General features: G+C 65.6%; 18 protein-coding genes, 1 pseudogene and 1 riboswitch. Of the genes and pseudogenes, 6 read left to right on the forward strand and 13 right to left on the reverse strand.

Going from position 1 to position 20,649, the window contains the following annotated elements:
* Nucleotides 1-193: 193 nt before the first annotated feature.
* On the forward strand, nt 194-808 hold the full coding sequence (locus tag HDG33_RS05455; RefSeq protein WP_184022950.1) for a glutathione S-transferase C-terminal domain-containing protein: 615 nt from the start codon (nt 194-196) through the stop codon (nt 806-808).
* An 83-nt stretch (nt 809-891) separates the two neighbouring features.
* On the opposite strand, the gene lnt is transcribed toward HDG33_RS05455, so the two are convergent.
* The 7 genes and pseudogenes from lnt to HDG33_RS05490 form a co-directional block, all read right to left on the reverse strand.
* Complete coding sequence (lnt, locus tag HDG33_RS05460; RefSeq protein ID WP_184022951.1) at nt 892-2,649, reverse strand: apolipoprotein N-acyltransferase; 1,758 nt, start codon at nt 2,647-2,649, stop codon at nt 892-894.
* A gap of 122 nt (nt 2,650-2,771) precedes the next feature.
* Complete coding sequence (locus tag HDG33_RS05465) at nt 2,772-3,677, reverse strand: HlyC/CorC family transporter (RefSeq protein ID WP_184022952.1); 906 nt, start codon at nt 3,675-3,677, stop codon at nt 2,772-2,774.
* 219 nt (nt 3,678-3,896) lie between these two features.
* Nucleotides 3,897-4,556, reverse strand: coding sequence for a gamma-glutamylcyclotransferase (locus tag HDG33_RS05470; RefSeq protein WP_184022953.1), 660 nt, complete (start codon nt 4,554-4,556; stop codon nt 3,897-3,899).
* Between the two features lie 41 nt (nt 4,557-4,597).
* The gene (ybeY, locus tag HDG33_RS05475) at nt 4,598-5,059 is read right to left on the reverse strand and encodes an rRNA maturation RNase YbeY (RefSeq protein WP_184022954.1); all 462 of its coding nucleotides are present in this window, start codon (nt 5,057-5,059) and stop codon (nt 4,598-4,600) included.
* 84 nt (nt 5,060-5,143) lie between these two features.
* Nucleotides 5,144-6,220: a PhoH family protein gene (locus HDG33_RS05480; RefSeq protein ID WP_184022955.1), complete on the reverse strand. Its 1,077-nt coding sequence runs from the start codon at nt 6,218-6,220 to the stop codon at nt 5,144-5,146.
* A 43-nt stretch (nt 6,221-6,263) separates the two neighbouring features.
* The gene (miaB, locus tag HDG33_RS05485; protein WP_184022956.1) at nt 6,264-7,649 is read right to left on the reverse strand and encodes a tRNA (N6-isopentenyl adenosine(37)-C2)-methylthiotransferase MiaB; all 1,386 of its coding nucleotides are present in this window, start codon (nt 7,647-7,649) and stop codon (nt 6,264-6,266) included.
* Nucleotides 7,650-7,781: 132 nt separating this feature from the next.
* Nucleotides 7,782-8,141 (reverse strand): annotated as a pseudogene (locus HDG33_RS05490) (LysR substrate-binding domain-containing protein); the annotation flags it as partial.
* A 126-nt stretch (nt 8,142-8,267) separates the two neighbouring features.
* On the opposite strand from HDG33_RS05490, the gene HDG33_RS05495 reads away from it, so the two are divergent.
* Nucleotides 8,268-8,990: a helix-turn-helix domain-containing protein gene (locus tag HDG33_RS05495; RefSeq protein WP_184022957.1), complete on the forward strand. Its 723-nt coding sequence runs from the start codon at nt 8,268-8,270 to the stop codon at nt 8,988-8,990.
* 138 nt (nt 8,991-9,128) lie between these two features.
* Nucleotides 9,129-9,311, forward strand: a riboswitch (FMN riboswitch).
* Nucleotides 9,312-9,458: 147 nt separating this feature from the next.
* Nucleotides 9,459-10,178, forward strand: coding sequence for a 3,4-dihydroxy-2-butanone-4-phosphate synthase (ribB, locus tag HDG33_RS05500; protein WP_184022958.1), 720 nt, complete (start codon nt 9,459-9,461; stop codon nt 10,176-10,178).
* Between the two features lie 95 nt (nt 10,179-10,273).
* Here ribB and HDG33_RS05505 read toward each other — a convergent pair whose 3' ends face one another.
* The 3 genes from HDG33_RS05505 to glpD form a co-directional block, all read right to left on the reverse strand.
* Nucleotides 10,274-10,960 carry an HAD family phosphatase gene (locus HDG33_RS05505; protein WP_184022959.1) on the reverse strand — a complete coding sequence of 229 codons (687 nt, stop codon included), beginning with the start codon at nt 10,958-10,960 and terminating at the stop codon, nt 10,274-10,276.
* 123 nt (nt 10,961-11,083) lie between these two features.
* Nucleotides 11,084-12,583 (reverse strand): glycerol kinase GlpK, encoded by a 1,500-nt coding sequence (glpK, locus tag HDG33_RS05510; RefSeq protein ID WP_184022960.1) that lies wholly within the window; start codon nt 12,581-12,583, stop codon nt 11,084-11,086.
* Between the two features lie 259 nt (nt 12,584-12,842).
* Entirely contained in the window at nt 12,843-14,372 is a 1,530-nt protein-coding gene (glpD, locus tag HDG33_RS05515) for a glycerol-3-phosphate dehydrogenase (RefSeq protein ID WP_184022961.1), read from the reverse strand.
* 198 nt (nt 14,373-14,570) lie between these two features.
* Here glpD and HDG33_RS05520 point away from each other — a divergent pair, with 198 nt between their 5' ends.
* Entirely contained in the window at nt 14,571-14,945 is a 375-nt protein-coding gene (locus HDG33_RS05520) for a hypothetical protein (RefSeq protein WP_184022962.1), read from the forward strand.
* Between the two features lie 28 nt (nt 14,946-14,973).
* Here the strand turns inward: HDG33_RS05520 and HDG33_RS05525 are convergent, their stop codons facing one another.
* The 3 genes from HDG33_RS05525 to HDG33_RS05535 form a co-directional block, all read right to left on the reverse strand.
* Entirely contained in the window at nt 14,974-15,627 is a 654-nt protein-coding gene (locus tag HDG33_RS05525) for a TetR/AcrR family transcriptional regulator (protein WP_184022963.1), read from the reverse strand.
* A gap of 195 nt (nt 15,628-15,822) precedes the next feature.
* Nucleotides 15,823-16,020, reverse strand: a complete 198-nt coding sequence (locus HDG33_RS05530; protein ID WP_167368606.1) for a hypothetical protein — start codon at nt 16,018-16,020, stop codon at nt 15,823-15,825.
* A 306-nt stretch (nt 16,021-16,326) separates the two neighbouring features.
* Entirely contained in the window at nt 16,327-17,106 is a 780-nt protein-coding gene (locus HDG33_RS05535) for a DeoR/GlpR family DNA-binding transcription regulator (protein ID WP_184022964.1), read from the reverse strand.
* A gap of 319 nt (nt 17,107-17,425) precedes the next feature.
* Here HDG33_RS05535 and ggt point away from each other — a divergent pair, with 319 nt between their 5' ends.
* Nucleotides 17,426-19,066 carry a gamma-glutamyltransferase gene (gene ggt / locus HDG33_RS05540; protein ID WP_184022965.1) on the forward strand — a complete coding sequence of 547 codons (1,641 nt, stop codon included), beginning with the start codon at nt 17,426-17,428 and terminating at the stop codon, nt 19,064-19,066.
* A 184-nt stretch (nt 19,067-19,250) separates the two neighbouring features.
* Nucleotides 19,251-20,621, forward strand: coding sequence for an MFS transporter (locus tag HDG33_RS05545; RefSeq protein WP_184022966.1), 1,371 nt, complete (start codon nt 19,251-19,253; stop codon nt 20,619-20,621).
* The last annotated feature ends 28 nt before the right edge of the window (nt 20,622-20,649 follow it).

A 20,649-nucleotide genomic window follows, 5' to 3' on the forward strand; every position in this document is an offset into this window, starting at 1 on the left:
CGATTCTCCTGGCCCCATTCTCGGCGCACGACATTGACTCGCTTTGTGCGGCTCCGGACGGCGCGGCGGCCGCCGTCATGTTGCAATCCGTCCACAGCGGCTCGGCGGGCGGTTCGCGAAGATGGCGCCAGCACGCTCGCGGAAGCCTTAGACCACTTATACTTTCGCCGGATTCAGAAAAAGGCAGAAGGTCATGATGAAACTCATCGGTTCGTTCGGCAGCCCGTTCGTGCGCAAAGCACGCATCGTGCTCGCCGATAAGAAGATCGACTACGAACTGGTGCCCGAGAACGTCTGGGCGCCGGATACCCGGATTCACACCTTCAATCCGCTCGGCAAGGTGCCGTGCCTCGTGATGGAAGACGGCGAGGCCGTGTTCGATTCACGCGTGATCTGCGAGTACGTCGATACGCTGTCGCCGGTCGGCAAGCTGATTCCGCCGTCGGGGCGCGAGCGCGTCGCAGTGCGCTGCTGGGAAGCGCTCGCCGACGGCCTGCTCGACGCGGCCGTGCTGATCCGTCTCGAAGGCACGCAGCGCGCGCCCGAGCAGCGCGTGGACGCGTGGCTCGCGCGGCAGCAGCGCAAGATCGACGAAGCGCTGATCGCGATGTCGCAAGGTCTCGGCAGCAAGCCGTGGTGCGCGAGCAATCACTACACGCTGGCCGACATCGCGGTGGGCTGCGCGCTCGGCTATCTGGACTTCCGTATGCCGGAACTGAACTGGCGCGAATCGCATCCGAACCTGGACAAGCACTTCCAGAAGCTGTCGCTGCGGCAGTCGTTCATCGATACGGTGCCGAAGGATTGATGAAGCTCGAACGAGCATGAAAAAAAATGCGCCTGCATGTCAGGCGCATTTTTTTTGCGGGTGTCGTGCCTTTGGCGTCGGCGTTACCGCTTGCCGTTGCGTCGCCGCGCGAGCCCCGGTCCGAATGCGAAACCGAACGCGAGCAGCAGCGCCGACACCGCGAGCACCGTGTTGTTGCCGCTCGTCACGTAAGGCGTGTTGCCTGAGGTGCCTTGCACGCGCACGTCGAGCGAACCGACCGTGTAGGGCGTCAGGCGCCCGATCACGCGGCCGTTCGCGTCGATCGCCGCGGTCATGCCGGTGTTGGTTGCGCGCAGCATCGGCCGGCCGGTTTCGAGCGAGCGCATGCGCGCGATCTGCAGATGCTGGTCGAGCGCGATCGTGTCGCCGAACCACGCGAGATTGGTCGAGTTGATCAGCACGCCGGCGGGCGGCGCATTCTCGCGCAGCGTGCGCGCGATCTCCTCGCCGAAGATGTCCTCGTAGCAGATGTTCACCGCGACCGGCTGGTTATGCACCATGAACGGCTTTTGTACCGGCGGGCCGCGGAAGAAATCGCCGAGCGGAATGTTCATCAGGTTCACGAACCAGCGGAAGCCCCACGGCACGAATTCGCCGAACGGTACCAGATGGTGCTTGTCGTAGCGATAAATCTCGTGCGAGCCGGGCGTGACGCCGAACAGGCTGTTGGTGTAGTCGACCACCCGGCCGTCCGGCGTGATCGTGCCGCCGATCGCGCCGAACAGTAGCGCGCTGCCGGTCGAATCCGTGAAATGGCGGATCGCGGCCGCGAAGTTCGGCGGAAGCTGCTGCGCGAGCACGGGGATCGCGGTTTCCGGCGTGACGATCAGATCGGCCGGCTTCGACGTGATCATCTGCTGATACTCGTCGACCGCCGCGCGCAAGCCGGCTTCCTCGAACTTCATCTCCTGCTTCACGTTGCCTTGCAACAGCCGCACCGACAGCGCCGCGTTGGCGGGCGTGGTCCACTGCACGAGCGGCAGCAGCAGGCCGATCACGAGCAGCGCGAGCGCGACGCCAGCAGGCACGACGATAGGGGCGACGCGCGTGCCGCGGCCCCGCGCGGCGCGACCGCCGGCGTCATCGGCGGCGCTGGCGTTCGGCTCGAGCGATTCATTCGCCCGCCCGGAGCGCCACGACGGCAGCAGCGCCAGCAACGCCTGCACGATCAACGCGGCCGTCAGCGCAACCATCCAACCGACGCCATATACGCCGACCACCGGCGCAAACCCCGCCAACGGGCCGTCGACCTGCGCATAACCGGTGGCGAGCCACGGAAAGCCGGTGAACACCGTGCCGCGCAGCCATTCGCCGATCGCCCACGCGCTCGCAAAGGCGAGCGCGCCGTGCCAGGTCGGCGAGAATGGCGCGCGCTCGTCGGCCGCGCCGTTGCGCGCATGGCCCGCGCAGAACGACCACACCCCCGCGGCGAGCGCCGGATAGACCGCGAGATACAGCGAGAACAGCACGAGCGCCGTGCCGGCGAGCGGTGCCGGCATGCCGCCGTAGTAGTGCATGCTCACATACAGCCACCAGACCCCGCTCACGAAGTTGCCGAAGCCGAACGCGCCGCCCGTCAGCGCGGCGCTTTTCCAGCCGGTGCTGCGCGTGAGCCACGCGAAGAAGAACACGAAGATCGCGAGTTGCAGCCAGCCGCCGTGCGGCGTCGGCGCGAACGACAGCGTATTGGCCGCGCCAGCGGCCAGTGCGACGAGGTAGTGCCAGCGCGGCAGCGCGCGGCTGCGCGTGCCGTCTTCGGTGGGAGCGGGAGCGGGGGCGCTCACGCCGCGGTGCGAACGGGAAGTGATCGGGTCGGCCATTGTTGCGCGGTCGGCGTCGGTAGTTGAAAGGGCAACTCGGTAGGTAAAAAAACGAGTTGGCAAATGCGCCGGCAATGAAAGCGCGCGGGCGCTCAGGCCGTGCATCGGCCCGAGCCGCCGGCTCAGGTCTGCACGTGCTCTGACTCGCGCTCGCGCTCGCCCGCGAGCGGGTCGCGGCGCACCAGCAGCATGTGGATCTGGCGGGCGTCGCCGCGCAGGATCTCGAAGATCAGGTCGTCGAGGCGGACTTTCTCGCCCCGATGCGGCACCCGGCCGAAGTGATGCGTGACCAGCCCGCCGATCGTGTCGACTTCGTCGTCCAAATAATGCGTGCCGAAGGTGTCGTTGAACTGCTCGATCTCGGTCAGCGCGCGCACGCGGAAGCGTCCGTCCGGCGAAGCGATGATGTTGCCGCTCTCCTCGTCGAAATCGTATTCGTCCTCGATGTCGCCGACGATCTGCTCCAGTACGTCTTCGATCGTGATCAGGCCCGCGACGCCGCCGTACTCGTCGACGACCACCGCGAGATGGTTGCGGTTCACGCGGAAGTCGTGCAGCAGCACGTTCAGCCGCTTCGACTCGGGGATGAACACGGCAGGGCGCAGCATGCCGCGTACGTCGAACTCTTCTTCGGCGTAGTAGCGCAGCAGATCTTTCGCGAGCAGCACGCCGATGATGTTGTCGCGATTGCCCTCGTAGACCGGGTAGCGCGAATGCGCCTTGTCCAGCACGTAGGGGATGAATTCAGCAGGATTGTCCGCGATGTTGATCGCGTCCATTTGCGCGCGCGGCACCATGATGTCGCGTGCGCTCAGTTCCGACACCTGGAACACCCCTTCGATCATCGACAGCGAGTCGGCGTCGATCAGGTTGCGTTCGTGCGCGTCCTGCAGAATTTCCAGAAGTTCGGCGCGCGAGTCGGGCTCGGGCGAGATGAAGTCGGTCAGGCGCTCGAGCAGCGAGCGCTTTTCCTGCGGTTTGTCGAGTTGACGTCCGGTATGGCGTCGACTGGGATACGTGTCGTTCATGGTAGTGCGCCCGGCGAGACTGGGCGCGCTGTTGCAGAGCGTTAAGGATACACCAGGCGCATGGCGGAACCGTGTCCCGCCGGGCCCGGCGATGAGCGAAGCCAGGGTGAAACGGCCCCGCCGCGACGGCGGAGCGTGGAATCATCCTAACCGATTACGCGGGCAAAAGCGCTCGCTGGCAAAAAAGTCGCGGGTGGGGTTTTCGCCGAGATGCCGCGCTCACACGGCCGGCTTGCAGCGCGCGAGCAGCGCTTCGAGCGCGCGGTCCGGCATGCCGCTCTCGCGCAGCGCGTGCACGGTGCGGCTCACGTAATCGAAGGTCGTGCCGTAGCGGCCGCTCGCACAGCCCAGCACGGTCTGGATGATGTCGTCGCGCAACTTGCCGGTGTAGCTCGGCACGTCGCGGCGCATCACGAATGCGAGCGCGTCGACGCGCCGGCCGTCCGCGAGCACGCACGGCAGCCACGCGGGACGGTACGAGCCCATCGGCATTTCGCGGCGCCACAGTGCGTCGAGATGCGGCCTCGAGCCATCGGCCGCGAGCCGGAAGGCCATGCCGGTGCACGAGCCGCCGCGATCGAGCGCGAGCACGAGGCCGGGCTGCTCTGGCGTGCCGCGATTGACTCGCGACCACAGATAGAGGCCGCGGTGATAGCCGTGCACCTTCGAGCGCATCGCCTCGACGGTCGGCAGGCCCGGGTTCCAGATCAGCGAGCCATAGCCGAACAGCCACAGATCGCTTTGGCGGTCCCGGCCGCGCAACGTGGATTCGAGCGACGCGCGCAGTTCGTCGTCCGTCAGAAGCCGCGAGTCGCCGAGCACCGGCGGGTAGTCCGGACAGCGCACGGGGATATCGGTTTCGGGGGACGGAGTGCTCACGGTGGGTTCGGGCGGGCTGGCGTCGAGGAGGGGCGGAACGCCTATTGGTAAGGGTCCGGAAAGCCGAGCTTGCCGAGGATTTCGGTTTCGATCGCTTCCATTTCCTCGGCTTCTTCTTCGACCTCGTGGTCGTAGCCCTGTGCATGCAGCGTGCCGTGCACGAGCAGGTGCGCGTAATGCGCGGCGAGCGGCTTGCCCTGCTCGGCGGCTTCCTTCTCGACCACCGGGCAGCACAGAATCAGATCGCCCGTGACCGGATCATCTTCCGATTCGGCATAGGCGAAGGTCAGCACGTTGGTCGCGTAATCCTTGCCGCGATAGGTGCGATTCAGCGTGCGGCCTTCTTCGGCGTCGACGAACCGAACCGTCAGTTCGCCGTCCGCGAACAGCGCCGCCTTGATCCAGCCGGCCACCGTCGCGCGCGGCAGCAGCACCTTGTGTTCCGGCCAGGCTTTGGCGGCGGGGAATTGCAGGCTCAACGTCAGTTTCGGGGTGCGGCTCATGCGGTTTCTATGCGTGGCATTCGTGGCTCAGTCTTTTTTTTTGCGGCGAGGCAACGCGGGCCTCGCGCTGCGAAGCGCATCGCTTTAGCGCGGATCGACCGCGGCCGGCGACTTCTGCGCATGCGCATCGTACGCCTCCACAATTCGCGCGACCAGCGGATGCCGCACCACGTCCGCGCTCGTGAAACGCGTGAGCGCGATGCCGCGCACGTTCGCGAGCACCTGTTGCGCTTCGATCAGCCCGCTCTTCTGGCCGCGCGGCAGATCGACCTGGGTCGTGTCGCCGGTGACGACCGCCTTCGAGCCGAAGCCGATTCGCGTGAGGAACATCTTCATCTGCTCGGGCGTGGTGTTCTGCGCCTCGTCGAGGATGATGAACGCGTGATTCAGCGTGCGGCCGCGCATGTATGCGAGCGGCGCGATTTCGATCATCTGCCGCTCGAACATCTTCGCGGTTTTGTCGAAGCCGAGCAGGTCGTACAGCGCGTCGTAGAGCGGGCGCAGATACGGATCGACTTTCTGCGCGAGATCGCCCGGCAAAAAGCCGAGCCGCTCGCCCGCCTCGACGGCCGGGCGCGTCAGCACGATGCGTTTGACCTGGTCGCGCTCGAGCGCGTCGACCGCGCAGGCCACCGCGAGATAGGTCTTGCCGGTGCCGGCGGGGCCGACGCCGAACGTGACATCGTGCGACACGATCTGCTTCAGGTACTCGCGCTGCGCCGGCGTGCGGCCGCGCAGATCCGCGCGTCGCGTGTACAGCTTCGGGCCGTATTCCTCGAAGTCGTCCTCGCTCGCATTGGCGTCGGCGGGCTGGTCGAACGGGTGATCGGGATTGCCGGCGAAGTGCGCGTCGACGGGGTCGCCATTGCCGTTGCCATTCGAACGATGACGCACCGGATGACGCACTTCGACGAGCGCGAGCTGGATGTCGTCGACCGACAAAGGCTCGCGCGCGTTGTTGTAGAAGTTTTCGAGCGCGGTGAGCGCGAGTTTCGCGCCGCGCCCGCGGATCGCGATGCGGTGGCCGCGGCGCTGCAGGGTCACGTCGAGCGCCTGCTCGATCTGCCGCAGATTTTCGTCGAGCGGTCCGCAGAGGTTGGCAAGCCGCGCATTATCTTCGCGCGGTGCGGTGAATTCCAGAGGCTGCTGAGTGGTCTTCAAGGCGGTGAGTCGATCCTGTCGGTTGCGGTACTCAGAATGTCGTTCAATGCGTCGTCGCGGCGCTGTCGTCGTGAACCATCACGAGTTCACCACGCAGCGAGTGTGGATACGCGTGCACGATCTTCACGTCGACCATCTGACCGATCAGCCGTGCATGCGACGCGACCGGCGCCGGGAAATTGACGACGCGGTTGTTCCCGGTGCGGCCCGCGAGCTCGTTCGGGTCCTTGCGCGCCGGGCGTTCGACCAGAATGCGTTCGACCTTGCCGACCATCGCGTCGCTGATGCGCTGCACGTTCTCTTCGATCGTGGCCTGCAGATGTTGCAGGCGCTTGAGCTTCACCTCGTGCGGCGTGTCGTCGTGCAGGTTCGCGGCCGGCGTACCGGGACGCGGGCTGTAGATGAACGAGAAGCTCGTGTCGTACTTCATCTCTTCGACGAGCGCCATCATCTTCGCGAAGTCTTCCTCGGTCTCGCCGGGGAAGCCGACGATCATGTCCGTCGACAGCGACAGGTCCGGGCGGATCGCACGCAGCTTGCGGATCACCGACTTGTACTCGAGCACGGTGTAGCCGCGCTTCATCGCCATCAGGATGCGGTCGGAGCCGTGCTGCACCGGCAGATGCAGGTGGCTGACGAGCTTCGGCACCTTCGCGTAGGTGTCGATCAGGCGCTGCGTGAACTCCTTCGGATGCGACGTCGTGTAGCGGATCCGTTCGATGCCGGGGATGTCCGCGACGTATTCGATCAGCGTCGCGAAGTCGGCGATCTCGGTCGAACCCACGGTCAGCGCGCCGCCGAATTTTCCACGATAAGCGTTCACGTTCTGGCCGAGCAGCGTGACTTCGCGCACGCCCTGGTCGGCGAGGCCGGCGATTTCGGTCAGCACGTCGTCGAGCGGACGCGACACTTCCTCGCCGCGCGTGTACGGCACGACGCAGTAGCTGCAGTACTTGCTGCAGCCTTCCATGATCGACACGAACGCGCTCGGACCTTCGACGCGCGCCGGCGGCAGGTGATCGAACTTCTCGATTTCGGGAAACGAAATATCGACCTGCGCGCGGCCGCTCGCGCGGCGCTCGTCGATCATCTGCGGCAGGCGGTGCAGCGTTTGCGGACCGAACACGATATCGACGTACGGCGCGCGCGCGACGATCGATGCGCCTTCCTGACTCGCGACGCAGCCACCCACGCCAATGATCAGATTCGGATTCGCGTCCTTCAGCTCGCGTACGCGGCCGAGGTCGGAGAAGACTTTTTCCTGCGCTTTTTCGCGCACCGAGCAGGTATTGAACAGGATCACGTCGGCGTCTTCCGGCGTGTCGGTCTTGACGAGTCCTTCAGCGGCACCGAGCACGTCGACCATCTTGTCGGAGTCGTACTCATTCATCTGGCAGCCAAAGGTCTTTACATAAACTTTCTTGGTCATCGAATTTCGCCGGTCGCAGTGGTTAACCTGGGGGCGTCGTAAAGAGGTGAAGGAGGCCGCGGCGCGGGGCAGCGCGGCGCGTGATGGCCGGCTTGCGCGTGTCTTTGCAGCGTAACTCCATATTATAGCCCTTCACGTAACGGGGGTTTCGGCGCTCATTGGCCGGTCCGGCGGCAGTCCCAGCAGGCTTTCCAGTTCATCCGACACCTGCGCGAAGCGCTCGGCGAGAAAATCGAGCAGCACGCGCACGCGCGGTGCCATGAAGCGATTGCGGTGATACAGCGCGTGCAGCGGCGCATCGGGGTAGCGCCATTCCGGCAACAGGATCTTCAGGCGGCCGGCGCGCAGGTCCGCTTCCACGTCCCACATCGATTTGATCGCGATGCCGTAGCCGCGCCGCGCCCATTCGCGCGCGACCGCGCCGTCGTTGGTTTCGCGCGCCGCTTCGAACGGCACGCTGTAGTGCTGCACCTCGTCACCGCGCGTGAGTCGTCAGTTGCTTGCCTCCGCCATGCTGATAACAGTGTGAAGATAACTTCGTTGGGCGCGGCCAAAGCCGATGCTATCTTGCTTCCACTTACTGCTCTTGCGCCGCCTGGCGGCGCTCTGGAGGCCAATATGCATTCCCCGCTCGCGCTGGTCCGCGATCCCTCTGCCGATGCCGACACCGACGCGGCGCCGCGCTCCGCCGAACCCTTCGATGCGCTCGAACAGCTGGTCGGCGTGAATCTGGCGCGGTTGCGCGCCGAACGGCAGCTTTCGCTCGATGCGCTGGCGCGCGCGTCAGGCGTGTCGCGCGCGATGCTCGCGCAGATCGAATCGGCGCGCAGCGTGCCGTCGATCAAGGTGCTGTGCAAGGTGGCGGCGGCGCTGAAGGTGTCGGTGGCGGCGTTCCTGCGGCGTCACGCGACCAACGGCTTCGAGCATCTGCCGGCCGAGCGCTCGGCCCGCGTGGTCAGCGCGAACGGTCGCTACTCGGTGCGGCCGCTGTGTCCCGACGACGAGTCGATCGCCGCCGAGTTTCACGAACTGCGGATCGCCCCGCTACATACCGAAGCGGGCGTGCGCCGCGCGCCTGGCACGACGGTGAATCTGGTGGTCAGCGACGGTACGCTCGAAGTCAGCGTGCACGACCAGCGTCAACTGCTCGCGACCGGCGACGCGGTCGTGTTCGACGCCGACCAGCCGCACAGCCTGCGCAATCCCGGCGACACCGAGGCGCGCGCGTTTCGCGTGACGCTGCGGGCTGAGACGCCGCCGCGCTGGGAAGTGCCGGCCGCGGGCGCCGCACGCGACGAAGCCGCACGCGACGAAGCCGCACGCGAAGGTGTGCCGGGTTGAGAATCGACGGCGTCCGAGGTTCAAGCGCGGGTCAGGGCGTCGATGCAGGTCAAATGCAGTGAGTAGGGTCTTTGTTCGTCGCGCTGCAGCGCTCGCGCGACTGTTGTATGCTTCGCCCGCCGGTCGAACCGGCAATCAGTGCGTCTTCAGGGCGGGGTGAAATTCCCCACCGGCGGTGGGCCGGCAGCGCGACAGCGTGAGCCGGCAAGCCCGCGAGCGCCCGCATCGAGCGGTCTTCGAGTGTTGGAGACAGCGGCGGGGTCAGCAGATCTGGTCAGAATCCAGAGCCGACGGTCATAGTCCGGATGGAAGAAGATGTGCAGATAGTCATGTGCGTTCCGCGACGCCGCCTGTAGCCGGGTGGCGTATCAGCGTCCGCTTTCGCGCGGCGCCTGGGCGGCGCGTGTCAGTCTGTTTGCAATGCCCTGAAACGTTTCTCGCCCAACTTTTGCGATAAGCGTTTCAACTATGTCCTTTGCTACTTTTCCTGCTCCGTCGACGATTGCAGACGATGCCTTCGCCGATCTCCCGCTGCTTGCCACCGAAGCCGTTCCGCCGCGTATCGCCGCCGCCTTGCAGGCGCTGCGCGAGGGCCGTGCCGTGGTGCTGCAGGACGACCACGACCGCGAGAACGAAGCCGATCTGATCGTCGCGGCCGAGCGCCTGTCGGTCGAAACGATGGCGCTGCTGATCCGGGAATGCAGCGGCATCGTCTGCCTGTGCCTGCCCGACGACAAGATCCGCGCGCTCGAACTGCCGCCGATGGCCGTCAACAACGAAAGCCGTCACGGCACCGCGTTCACGGTGTCGATCGAAGCGCGCGAAGGCGTCAGCACCGGCGTGTCCGCGCAGGATCGCGTGACCACGATCCGCGCCGCGATCGCCGATACGGCCAAACCCGCCGACATCGTGCGCCCCGGCCACGTGTTCGCGCTGCGCGCGATGCCGGGCGGCGTGCTGGCGCGGCGCGGCCACACCGAAGGCACCGTCGATCTGGCGATTCTCGCGGGCCTGAAGCCGGCCGGCGTGCTGTGCGAACTGATGAACGCCGACGGCACGATGACGCGCGGCGCGGACGTCGAGCGCTTCGCCGCGCAACATGATCTGCCGATGCTGACGATCGCCGAGCTGGTCGAGTTTCGCGAGTCGCTCGCGCAGGCGCGCGAGGGCGCGATGGCCGAGGCTTGACGGGCCATCCCTCGAGCGGCACGCGACGCCATGACGCAAAAAGCCGGTTCTTCTTCCGAAGAACCGGCTTTTTTTATCGGCGTTGCGCAAAACCGCTACGACTGCACGTCGCCGAATTCGCCGCGCACGCCCGCCTCGATCAGCGCCGGCAGTTCATCCATATGCTTGATGATTCGCGTGATACCCATCGCGCGCAGCGCATCCGCGTAGCCGTCCGGAATATGGCTCGCGCCGACGAACGCGATCGTCTTCATGCCTGCCGCACGCGCCGCGTTCAACCCCGCGACGCTGTCCTCGACGACGAGGCAACGCGCCGGCACGACGCCAAGCGTCGTGGCCGCGAACAGATAGACGTCCGGATACGGCTTCGGCCGCGCGACCTGCTCGGCGCTGAACACGCGCTCGCCGAAAATCTGCTGCAGACCCGCGCGCCGTACCGATGCGGCGACGCGCGACATACGGCTGTTCGACACGACCGCAGCCGGCAGCGTCACGCGTTGCAGCGCGTCGCGCACGCCGTGGATCGGGCCGAGCGACGCGGCGAGCGCGAGCTCGACGTGATGCTCGATCGTGTCGAGGAAGTTCACAGGCAGCGTGATGTCGAACTGCGTTTCGAGGCCGGCGAGAAAGCGCGAGGTTTGCTGGCCGAACGCGGTTTTGACGACGGGGGCGAAATCGATGCCGGGGAAGGTGGCCGTCAGCGTGTCGAACATCACGCGATCGGCGATGACTTCACTGTCGACGAGCACGCCGTCGCAGTCACAGATGAGGTGGTCGATCATGCCTGAAAAACGGTAAGCGCAAAGCGCGCGGGCGGCGGGTTGCGGGCCCGCGCGCCGGGATGAAAAGCGTCATCATACGTACTTTCGGACCACGTCCTTTTGGCGTTCTTCGCGCCCTCGACCTTACGGCGTATCGGCCCAGGCCTTCGCCGCGCGGATCGCGCGCTGCCAGCCATCGAGGCAGGTCCTGACCTCTGCATGCGGTAGCGCCGGCGTGAAGCGGTGCTCGAGCTTCCACTGGCTTTTCAACTCGTCGATGTCCTTCCAGTAGCCCACCGCAAGACCGGCCAGATAGGCGGCGCCGAGTGCGGTGGTCTCGGACACCTGGGGGCGCACCGTGTCGACGCCGAGGATGTCGGCCTGGAACTGCATCAGCAGATTGTTCGCGCAGGCGCCGCCATCCACGCGCAACTCGCCGATGCGAATGCCCGAGTCGGCTTCCATCGCCTTCAGCACGTCGAGCGATTGATAGGCGATCGAATCGAGCGCCGCGCGCGCGATATGCGCGGAGGTCGTGCCGCGCGTGACGCCGAACAGCGTGCCGCGCGCATGCGCGTTCCAGTGCGGCGCGCCGAGGCCGGCGAACGCGGGCACGAGATACACGCCGTCGCAATGCGGCACGCCGCGCGCGAGCGTTTCGATTTCCGCCGCGTTCCTGATGATGCCGAGGCCGTCGCGCAGCCACTGCACCACGGCGCCGCCGATGAAGATGCTGCCTTCGAGCGCGTAGTCGATACGCTCGCCGATCTGCCAGGCGATCGTCGTGACGAGATTGTTGTTCGATTCGATCGGTTTGGCGCCCGTGTTCATCACGAGGAAGCAGCCGGTGCCGTAGGTGTTCTTGACCATGCCGGACTCGGTGCACATCTGGCCGAACAGCGCGGCGTGCTGATCGCCGGCGATGCCCGCAAGTGGAATCTTCGACGCGAACACGGTGGTCACCGTCGGTCCATACACCTCCGACGACGGCCGTACTTCCGGCAGCATGCTGCGCGGAATGTCGAGCGCGGCGAGCAGTTCGTCGTCCCACTTCAGGGTGTGGATGTTGAACAGCATCGTGCGCGACGCGTTGGTCACGTCGGTGACGTGCAGCGCGCCCTTCGTGAAATTCCACATCAGCCAGCTGTCGACGGTGCCGAACGCGAGCCGGCCCTGACGCGCTTTTTCGCGCGCGCCTTCGACGTTGTCGAGAATCCAGCGGATTTTGGTCGCCGAGAAATACGAGTCGATCGGCAAGCCGGTCTTCGCGCGCACGCTCGCTTCGAGACCCTGCGCTTTCAGGTCGTCGCAGAAGTCGGCGGTGCGGCGGTCCTGCCAGACAATCGCGTTGTAGATCGGGTGGCCGGTTTCGCGATCCCACACGATCGTGGTTTCGCGCTGGTTCGTGATGCCGATCGCGGCGATCGACGTGCCGTTCATGCCGGCTCGTGTGACCGCCTCGGCGGCGACGCCGGCCTGCGTCGACCAGATTTCCTGCGGATCGTGCTCGACCCAGCCCGGGTGCGGGTAGATCTGCTGGAATTCCTTTTGTGCGGTCGATACGACGTTGCCGCGCCGGTCGAACAGCATCGCGCGCGAGCTGGTGGTGCCTTGGTCAAGCGCGAGAACGTACTGATCCAGCATTGTCTCTTCTCCATGCATGTTACGGATCGCCGGATTGCTGGCCGGCGATGCGAGCGGCGTGTTGTCGTGAGCGGGCCGCCATAGTGTGAGGGCGCGTGCCGGTGTCGTCCAGCCGAAGCTGCGGTGGGGCCGGCCCGGGACGCGCGGATGGTGTGCGCCGTTTCTACGGGCTCGCGCCGTTTGCTTCCCCCGGCATTGGCGCCGCGTTGTGTTTGCCGCCGCTTTTGTCGGGGCATGCCAGTTTGCCCGGCCGGGCCGCCTACGCGTTCTGCCGGGCCGGTTCGCGCGCGAACCACGCGTCGATATCGCGCGTAACCTCGTCGAGCGTGCCCGGCTCGACGTGCAGGCCGAGCTTCGAGCGCCGCCACAGCACGTCCTGCGCGGTGCACGCCCATTCGGTATCGCGCAGATAAACCAGCTCGGCTTCGTGCAGTCCCGGCGCGAACTCGCGACCAAGCTCGGCGCGCGAGCGCGCGAGGCCGATCACGCGATTCGCGCGCGTGCCATACGCGCGCGCGAGCCGATGCGCGAGCGATGCCGGCAGCCACGCATGCTCGCGCGAGAACTCTCCGAGGAAGCGATTGAAGTTCGCCTGTGCGATGTCGCCGCCCGGCAGCGGCGCGTCGACGGTCCACGCGGACCCGCCGTGGCGCAGCGCGTCGGTGAGCGTATCGACGGCCTGCTCGGCGAGCTTGCGAAACGTCGTGATCTTGCCGCCGAATACCGACAGCAGCGGCGCCTGTTCCGCGGGCGCGTCGAGTTCGAGCGAGTAGTCGCGCGTGACCGCCGACGGATTGTCCGCGTTCTCGTCCTCCAGCAGCGGGCGTACGCCCGAATAGCTCCAGCGCACGTCGGCCGGCGAGATCTTCTGCCTGAAGTACCGGTTGATCGAATCGCACAGATACTGCGTTTCGTTGGCGTCGATCGCGACTTGCGACGGGTCGCCGCGATACTCGAGGTCGGTGGTGCCGATCAGCGTGTAGTCGTGCTCGTACGGAATCGCGAAGATGATCCGCTTATCGGCGTTCTGGAAGATGTACGCGTGGTCGTGCTCGAACAGGCGCCGCGTGACGATGTGGCTGCCCTTGACGAGCCGCACGCTATGCGACGATGGCCTGCCGAGCGCGCCCTTCAGCAGCTCGCCGACCCACGGGCCCGCCGCGTTCGCGATCGCGGCGGCGCGCACGTCGAGCGTCGTGCCGTCCGCGCGTTGCAGTTGCGCGCGCCACTCGCCGCCGGCGCGCTCTGCGTTGACCAGCTTCGTGCGCGTGAGGATCGTCGCGCCGCGCTCGTGCGCGTCGAGCGCGTTCAGGACGACGAGGCGCGCGTCGTTGACCCAGCCGTCCGAATAAACGAAGCCGCTCTTGATCGTTTCGACGAGCGGCGCGCCGGCCGGATGCCGGCTCATCACGATGCCGCGCGAGCCCGGCAGCAGCTCACGTTTGGCCAGATGGTCGTACAGGAACAGACCCGCGCGGATCAGCCAGGCGGGGCGCAGATCCGGCATATGCGGCATCACGAAGCGCAGCGGCCAGATGATGTGCGGCGCCGCGCGCAGCAGCGTCTCGCGCTCCTGCAGCGCCTTGCGCACGAGCCCGAACTCGCGGTACTCGAGGTAGCGCAGGCCGCCGTGGATCAGCTTGGTACTCGCCGACGAGGTGTGCGCGGCCAGATCGTCCTGCTCGCACAGCAGCACCGCCAGGCCGCGGCCGGCCGCGTCGCGGGCGATGCCGGCGCCGTTGATCCCGCCACCGACGACGAGCAAATCGTATTTCGTGCCTTGCGTCACCTGCTGAGCCCCTGCATCGAATCGGAAAGAGAGTTGGAAAGCCAATTGAACGAAGCATGTTCGTTTTCGAACTCTAATGAACATATTCGAAAAAGTAAAGTTCGCTTCGACCCGAGCGAGCCTGGGTCGAATGGCACGGAGTGGCGCAACGCGCGACCGCGGACGATACTCTCGGTAGCAGCCATTTCGAGGTGATGTATGCGTGGACTTTTGATGATCGGCGCGGCGGTGCTTCTGGCGGGATGCGTGAGTACGCCGAGTCTGGAAGGGACGAGGGGCGCAACGTCGTTCGAGGCGTTGCAGAAGATGTGCTCGCCGCAGACCGTCGACTACGGCAGCGACGCGCAGATCGTCTACGAGACGTTCTTCGATGCCTATGTGGCGAACCGGCGCGGCCGGCTGTCGAACGACGACTTCTGCGCGTTCCAGGCATCGATCGCGCAGCGCCATGCGAGCGAGGCGACGAGCAGCGATCCGAAGGTGCGCAACCAGTGGGTCGAGTTCTTCAACGAGCAGCGCGCAAGGGCGATCAGCTGGCGTGCGAGTGCCGATCCGACCTTGCGCAGCGGGTAAGCAGCAGCGGCTTGACCGGCGAGCCGGATCACTTGTGCGGCGCCAACGCTCCGCGCCACAGCATGCGCAAAATCTGCGCGAATACGGCTTCACGTGATGGCTGCGGCGCTCCGTCGCCGGCGGAATCGGCCTGTTGCGCGGCCGACGGCGGTAGCTGGTTGGCGAGCGCCAGCATCGTGAAGCCGTGCAGGCTCGTCCAGTACGCATAGCCGATCAGGCGCGGATCGCCTTCGAGAATACCCGCCTCGACGAGCCGCTCGAAGTGCGCTTCCAGCAGACGCCACGCGCGCTGCGACGCCGCGGCCAGTTCAGGGTAAGCGCCTTGCTGTTGCGGCGTCTGATCGAACATCAAACGGTAGGCGTGCGGTTCATCGAGCGCGAAGTCGACGTAGGCCCGGCCGACGGCGCTGTGATCGATGGCGGGGGCGTTCGCGGGGATGCCGCGCGCGGCCGCTTCGAGGCGCGCGGCGAAGCGGTTGAACGCGGCGGCGCGGACCATCGCCAGAATCTCTTCCTTGTCGCGGAAATAGCGATACGGTGTCATCGCGCTGCAACCGAGCTCCTTCGCCAGCTCGCGCATCGTCACGCCTTGCGCGCCGCGGGTCGCAAATGCGTTTTCGGCGACGCGTCGCATGGCTTCGCGAAACTGCTGGATGTCGTCGGCGGAGAGCGTCTTGGGCATGCGCGAGGGCGGGGAAGTCCGTCGCGTGAATTTACTGTGTAAATGAGATGCGCACAACAAAGGGCCGCGAAGGCGGCCCGCTGTCAGGGGAATTGAACGATACGAGACCAGTAGTCGCGAGCGAAGCGCGCGGCGCATCCGCCAAGGCGGCGCGGATACGCCGCCAACGGCTCTCGGATCGAACGACAGGAAATCTCAGGAAAAACGTTTGATGGCCCGCAATGCGGTGTCGCCGGTTTCGGTCACGCGCCATTCTTCGTTGCCCGATGCGAGGCGTTCGAGTTGCACCAGTTGGCGTTCGAGCAACGCATCGAGTTCTTCTCGGTCCATTTCGACCTGGTTGGGGGCGTCCTTGACGAGTAACAACGTGGCGAATTCATGCGGACTCAGCATCGTTCTCTCCATGTCAGCAAATTGCGGACAGCCTTGCAGTCGACCGGCAGGCCGGGGCGGGGTCCGCTAAGGATCAGGGCGGGAGGTACGGCTTACACGACAGATTCACAAACCGACGCCGTGCGAAACTCGCAACGCACGTTGGGGAACTGGAGTGTAGGCGAGCACCGATGAAACGCCAACCTGGTCCCCGTAAATTTTCCATTTGACAATTGGTCGCGCGATAGGCGGTCCGGCCCCGCAGCCAGATTCTTGATTTCACGCGAGGTTTTGCGTGCACCGCAGCATGGCGGAGATCGCCTGGAATTATCCGGCGATATAGATTTGACAATTCGCGGCGTTCAGCGCCTCGGCCATGTCGGCGGCCGGCGCGGCGTCGGTGAACAATGCGTCGATCTGCTCCAGATGTCCCTGGCGAACTAGCGCCGGGCGGCCAAACTTGGAGTGATCCGCGGCGAGGAACACGGTGCGTGCGTGCTCGATGATCGCCTCGGCGACACGCACTTCGCGCGTGTCGAAATCGCGCAGCGTACCGTCCGTTTCGATGCTCGACGTGCCGATGATCGCGAAATCGACTTTGAACTGCCGGATGAAGTCGATCGCCAGTTCACCGACGATGCCCTTATCCCACGGCCGCACGATGCCCCCCGTCACCAGCACTTCGCAATCCGGGTAGCCGCTCATCATGCTCGCGACGTTCAGATTGTTCGTGATCACGCGCAGTCCACGGTGGCGGTTCAGCGCGCGTGCCACTTCCTCGGTGGTCGTGCCGAGGTTGATGAAGAGTGATGCCTGATCGGGAATGTGAGTGGCGACTAGCGCCGCGATGCGTCTTTTCTCTTCATGAAACATGCGCTGGCGCGCGGTGTAGGAGACGTTCTCGGAACTGGTCGGCAGACTGGCGCCGCCGTGATAGCGGCGCAGCAGATTCATATCGGCGAGCCAGTTGACGTCGCGGCGGATCGTCTGCGGGGTGACGTCGAAGTGGCTCGCGAGGTCGTCCACGGTCACGAAGCCGTCGCGTTGCACCCACTCCAGCAATTCCTGTTGCCGGGCGTTGAGAGTCAGGCGGGGGTCTCGTGTCATGTGTCTCGGGTGGTGGCTGTCGTGTCGGTGTGGTCCGTCGCGATCATCGAGCGGCTGGCAGAAAGCCCGCCGTCGACGAACGCGATTGCGGCTATTGTAAAACCATCGTGCCCCTTGTCCGCCAACTGGCCGCGAATGCTCCGAACCTGCTCGAACCTTCATTCAGGTGCAATGCGCATTTATTCATTTGATAAATGAATTTGTTTTTTGGTGCGCTTCGCGATGCAATCCTGCGTTCCGCGATTTATCTGCCTTACAACCTTTCCCATGATGTCCGGCGACTTTTTCGTGCCGGCCCGCGCTTTCGAGAGTGTTCGACATGACTGGCTTCAGCAACTGGCAAAACCCTTATCCGACGCAACGTCTGCCCGTATTCGCACGCAATATCGTTTCGACCTCGCATCCGCTCGCGGCGCAGGCCGGGCTGCGCATGTTGTGGAAGGGCGGCAATGCCGTCGACGCGGCCATCGCGGCCGCCGCAGCGATGACAGTGGTCGAACCTGTGTCGTGCGGCCTGGGCGGCGACGCGTTCGCGCTCGTGTGGGACGGCAAGAAGCTGCATGGTCTGAACGCGTCGGGCGTGTCGCCGGCTGCGTGGAACGTCGATTACTTCAAGCGCAAATACGGCGAGGAAAACGGCTTCGCGAAACAGCCGAAGCGTGGCTGGGACGCCGTCACGGTGCCGGGCGTGATCGCCGGTTGGGAAGCGCTGCACCAGAAGTTCGGCAAGCTGCCGTTCGCCGACCTGATGGAGCCGGCCATCGAGATCGCCGAGCGCGGTCACGCGGTGGCGAGCATCGTCGCGTACAAATGGGCGGCTGCGGTGCCGGAACTGAAGGATCAGCCGGGCTTCGCGCAGACCTTCATGCCGCGCGGCCGCGCGCCTGAGGTCAGCGAGCTGGTGCGCTTGCCCGGTCACGCGAAGACGCTGCGCCTGATCGCCGAGCAGGGCCCGCGCGCGTACTACGAAGGCGAGATCGCCGAGCGGATCGCCGCGTTCGCACGCGAAGGCGGCGCCGCGCTGAGCGCCGACGATCTCCGCAACTACCGCGCGGACTGGGTCGAGCCGATCGGCAAGGACTATCGCGGCTACACCGTGCATGAGATTCCGCCGAACGGCCAGGGCATCGCGGCGCTGGTTGCGCTCGGCATCCTCGAGAAGTTCGACGTGAAGTCGCTGAAGGTCGACAGCGTCGAGTCGCAGCATCTGCAGATCGAAGCGATGAAGCTCGCGTTTGCCGACCTGTATCGCTATGTGGCCGACCCGGGGTCGATGGAAGTCACGCCCGAGCAGATGCTCGACGACGCGTACCTGAGCTCGCGTGCGAAGCTGATCGATCCGAAGCGGGCGACGCACTTCGACTTCGGCATGCCGAAGGCGGGCGGCACCATCTACATGTCGGCCGCGGACGAGAGCGGCATGATGGTCAGCTTCATCCAGTCGAACTACATGGGCTTCGGCTCGGGTGTGGTCGTGCCGGACAGCGGCATCGCGCTGCAGAACCGCGGCTGCGGCTTCTCGATGGATCCGAAGTCGCCGAACGTCGTCGAGGGCGGCAAGCGGCCGTTCCACACGATCATCCCGGCGTTCCTCACGCAGCAGGTGAACGGTCAGCAGGAAGCGGTGATGAGCTTCGGCGTGATGGGCGGCGACATGCAGCCGCAAGGCCATCTGCAAACGGTGGTGCGCATGCTCGATTATGCTCAGCAGCCGCAGGCCGCGTGCGACGCGCCGCGCTGGAAGGTCAACCGCGACTTCACGGTCGATATCGAGTCGACGCTCGATCCGAAGACCACCGAGGGCCTGCAGAAGCTCGGCCACACGATCAAGTCGGTCGACGATCCGTACATGGACTTCGGCTCCGGCCAGTTCATCTGGCAACTCGATCGCAACGAGCCGGAGCGCGGCTACGTGGCGGCCAGCGACAGCCGCCGCGACGGTCTCGCCGCCGGCTTCTAGGCCACCACGAGGCAACGCCCGGGGCCGAGGTCCGCACCGGGACTCAGGTCCGACACCCGGTAACACGTAACGAACGCGCGGCATGCCGTATGCCGCGCTATTGCGCGCCCGCCAGCCGCCTCGCTGACCCAGGCGGTGCCGCACCTACCACAGCTATCACGCAGCAGTCAGGCAGGAGACCATCATGAACACCCCCGCGTCGCACTCGACGACCGCTTCCCCCCACGCCGCGCCGCTTTCGAAAGCGATGGTGCGGCGGATCGTTTTCTCGTCGTCGATCGGTAACGCGCTCGAGTGGTTCGACTTCCTGGTCTACGGCTACTTCGCGACGATCATCGCGAAACAGTTCTTCCCGATGCAGGACGAGTGGCTGTCGACGCTGCTCGCGATCGCCACTTTCGGCCTCTCGTTCCTGATGCGCCCGCTCGGCGCGATCGTGCTCGGCGTGTACGGCGACCGCAAGGGCCGCAAGGCGGCGCTCACGCTCGCGATCGCGCTGATGATGGTCGGTACTTTCACGATGGCCGTGATGCCGCCGTTTTCGACGATCGGTCTCGCGGCGCCGCTGCTGGTGCTGCTGGCGCGGCTCGTGCAGGGCTTCGCGGTCGGCGGCGAGTTCGGCAGCGCGACCGCGTTCATGGTCGAGCACAGCGCGACTCGGCGCGGCTACTACGCGAGCTGGCAGTTCGCGAGCCAGGGTCTCGCGGCGATCACCGCGGCGGCCTTCGGTTCGCTGCTGACCGCGTGGCTGCCGGCCGAGCATCTGAACAGCTGGGGCTGGCGTGTGCCGTTCGTGTTCGGTCTGCTGGTCGGGCCGGTCGGCTACTACATCCGCTCGCATCTCGACGAGACGCCCGAATTCCTCGCATTGCGTGAAGAACGCGCGGCTCGCGAGGCGGCTGGCGAGCACAAGGTCGTCAGCGGAATGAAGGACGCGTCGTTCTCGAATCAGTGGGTCAACCTGCTGCTCGCGATCGGCATGGTTGCGCAGTCGACGGTCGGCGTGTACGTGCTGCAGCTCTACATGCCGCTTTACGCGGTCAAGCAGCTGCATATGGCGGCGGCCGCGTCGTTCGGCGTGGTCGTGCTGAACGGCGGCATGCAGTTCATCTTCTCGCCGATCATGGGCGCGCTGTCCGATCGCATCGGCCGAATTCGCATCATGCTGAGCACGTCGATCCTGATGGGCCTGCTGATCTATCCGATGTTCGCATGGCTGCAGACACATCCGACGATTGGCTGGCTGCTCGTGCTGCAAGGCGTCGCCGGTATTTTCAAGGCCTCGTACTCGGGGCCGATGCCCGCGCTGATGTCGGAGATCTTCCCGACCGAGGTGCGCTCGACTGGCCTTTCAATCGGTTACAGCATCGGTGTGACGATCTTCGGCGGCTTCGCGCCGACCATCGTCGAAACCTTCATTCATTTGACCGGCGACAAACTCGCGCCAAGTTATTACGTCCTGCTTGCGGCGGTGCTCTCGGGCGTATCGCTGATCATCGTCGCGCTGCGCATGCGTCGCGTGCCTCCCATCCCGGGCGACGTCCAACCTGCCTGAGGAAGAGGGGGCCCGCCTAGGGGGCCCG

Origin of the sequence: Paraburkholderia sp. Cpub6 (assembly GCF_014201065.1) — a bacterium.
Lineage (GTDB): Bacteria > Pseudomonadota > Gammaproteobacteria > Burkholderiales > Burkholderiaceae > Paraburkholderia > Paraburkholderia tuberum.

Coding starts and splice junctions, on each gene's coding strand:
- HDG33_RS05455 (WP_184022950.1), top strand. CDS start 194: ATGATGAAACTCATCGGTTCGTTCGGCAGCCCGTTCGTGCGCAAAGCA.
- lnt (WP_184022951.1), bottom strand. CDS start 2,649: ATGGCCGACCCGATCACTTCCCGTTCGCACCGCGGCGTGAGCGCCCCC.
- HDG33_RS05465 (WP_184022952.1), bottom strand. CDS start 3,677: ATGAACGACACGTATCCCAGTCGACGCCATACCGGACGTCAACTCGAC.
- ybeY (WP_184022954.1), bottom strand. CDS start 5,059: ATGAGCCGCACCCCGAAACTGACGTTGAGCCTGCAATTCCCCGCCGCC.
- miaB (WP_184022956.1), bottom strand. CDS start 7,649: ATGACCAAGAAAGTTTATGTAAAGACCTTTGGCTGCCAGATGAATGAG.
- HDG33_RS05495 (WP_184022957.1), top strand. CDS start 8,268: ATGCATTCCCCGCTCGCGCTGGTCCGCGATCCCTCTGCCGATGCCGAC.
- ribB (WP_184022958.1), top strand. CDS start 9,459: ATGTCCTTTGCTACTTTTCCTGCTCCGTCGACGATTGCAGACGATGCC.
- HDG33_RS05505 (WP_184022959.1), bottom strand. CDS start 10,960: ATGATCGACCACCTCATCTGTGACTGCGACGGCGTGCTCGTCGACAGT.
- glpK (WP_184022960.1), bottom strand. CDS start 12,583: ATGCTGGATCAGTACGTTCTCGCGCTTGACCAAGGCACCACCAGCTCG.
- HDG33_RS05520 (WP_184022962.1), top strand. CDS start 14,571: ATGCGTGGACTTTTGATGATCGGCGCGGCGGTGCTTCTGGCGGGATGC.
- HDG33_RS05525 (WP_184022963.1), bottom strand. CDS start 15,627: ATGCCCAAGACGCTCTCCGCCGACGACATCCAGCAGTTTCGCGAAGCC.
- HDG33_RS05530 (WP_167368606.1), bottom strand. CDS start 16,020: ATGCTGAGTCCGCATGAATTCGCCACGTTGTTACTCGTCAAGGACGCC.
- HDG33_RS05535 (WP_184022964.1), bottom strand. CDS start 17,106: ATGACACGAGACCCCCGCCTGACTCTCAACGCCCGGCAACAGGAATTG.
- ggt (WP_184022965.1), top strand. CDS start 17,426: ATGACTGGCTTCAGCAACTGGCAAAACCCTTATCCGACGCAACGTCTG.
- HDG33_RS05545 (WP_184022966.1), top strand. CDS start 19,251: ATGAACACCCCCGCGTCGCACTCGACGACCGCTTCCCCCCACGCCGCG.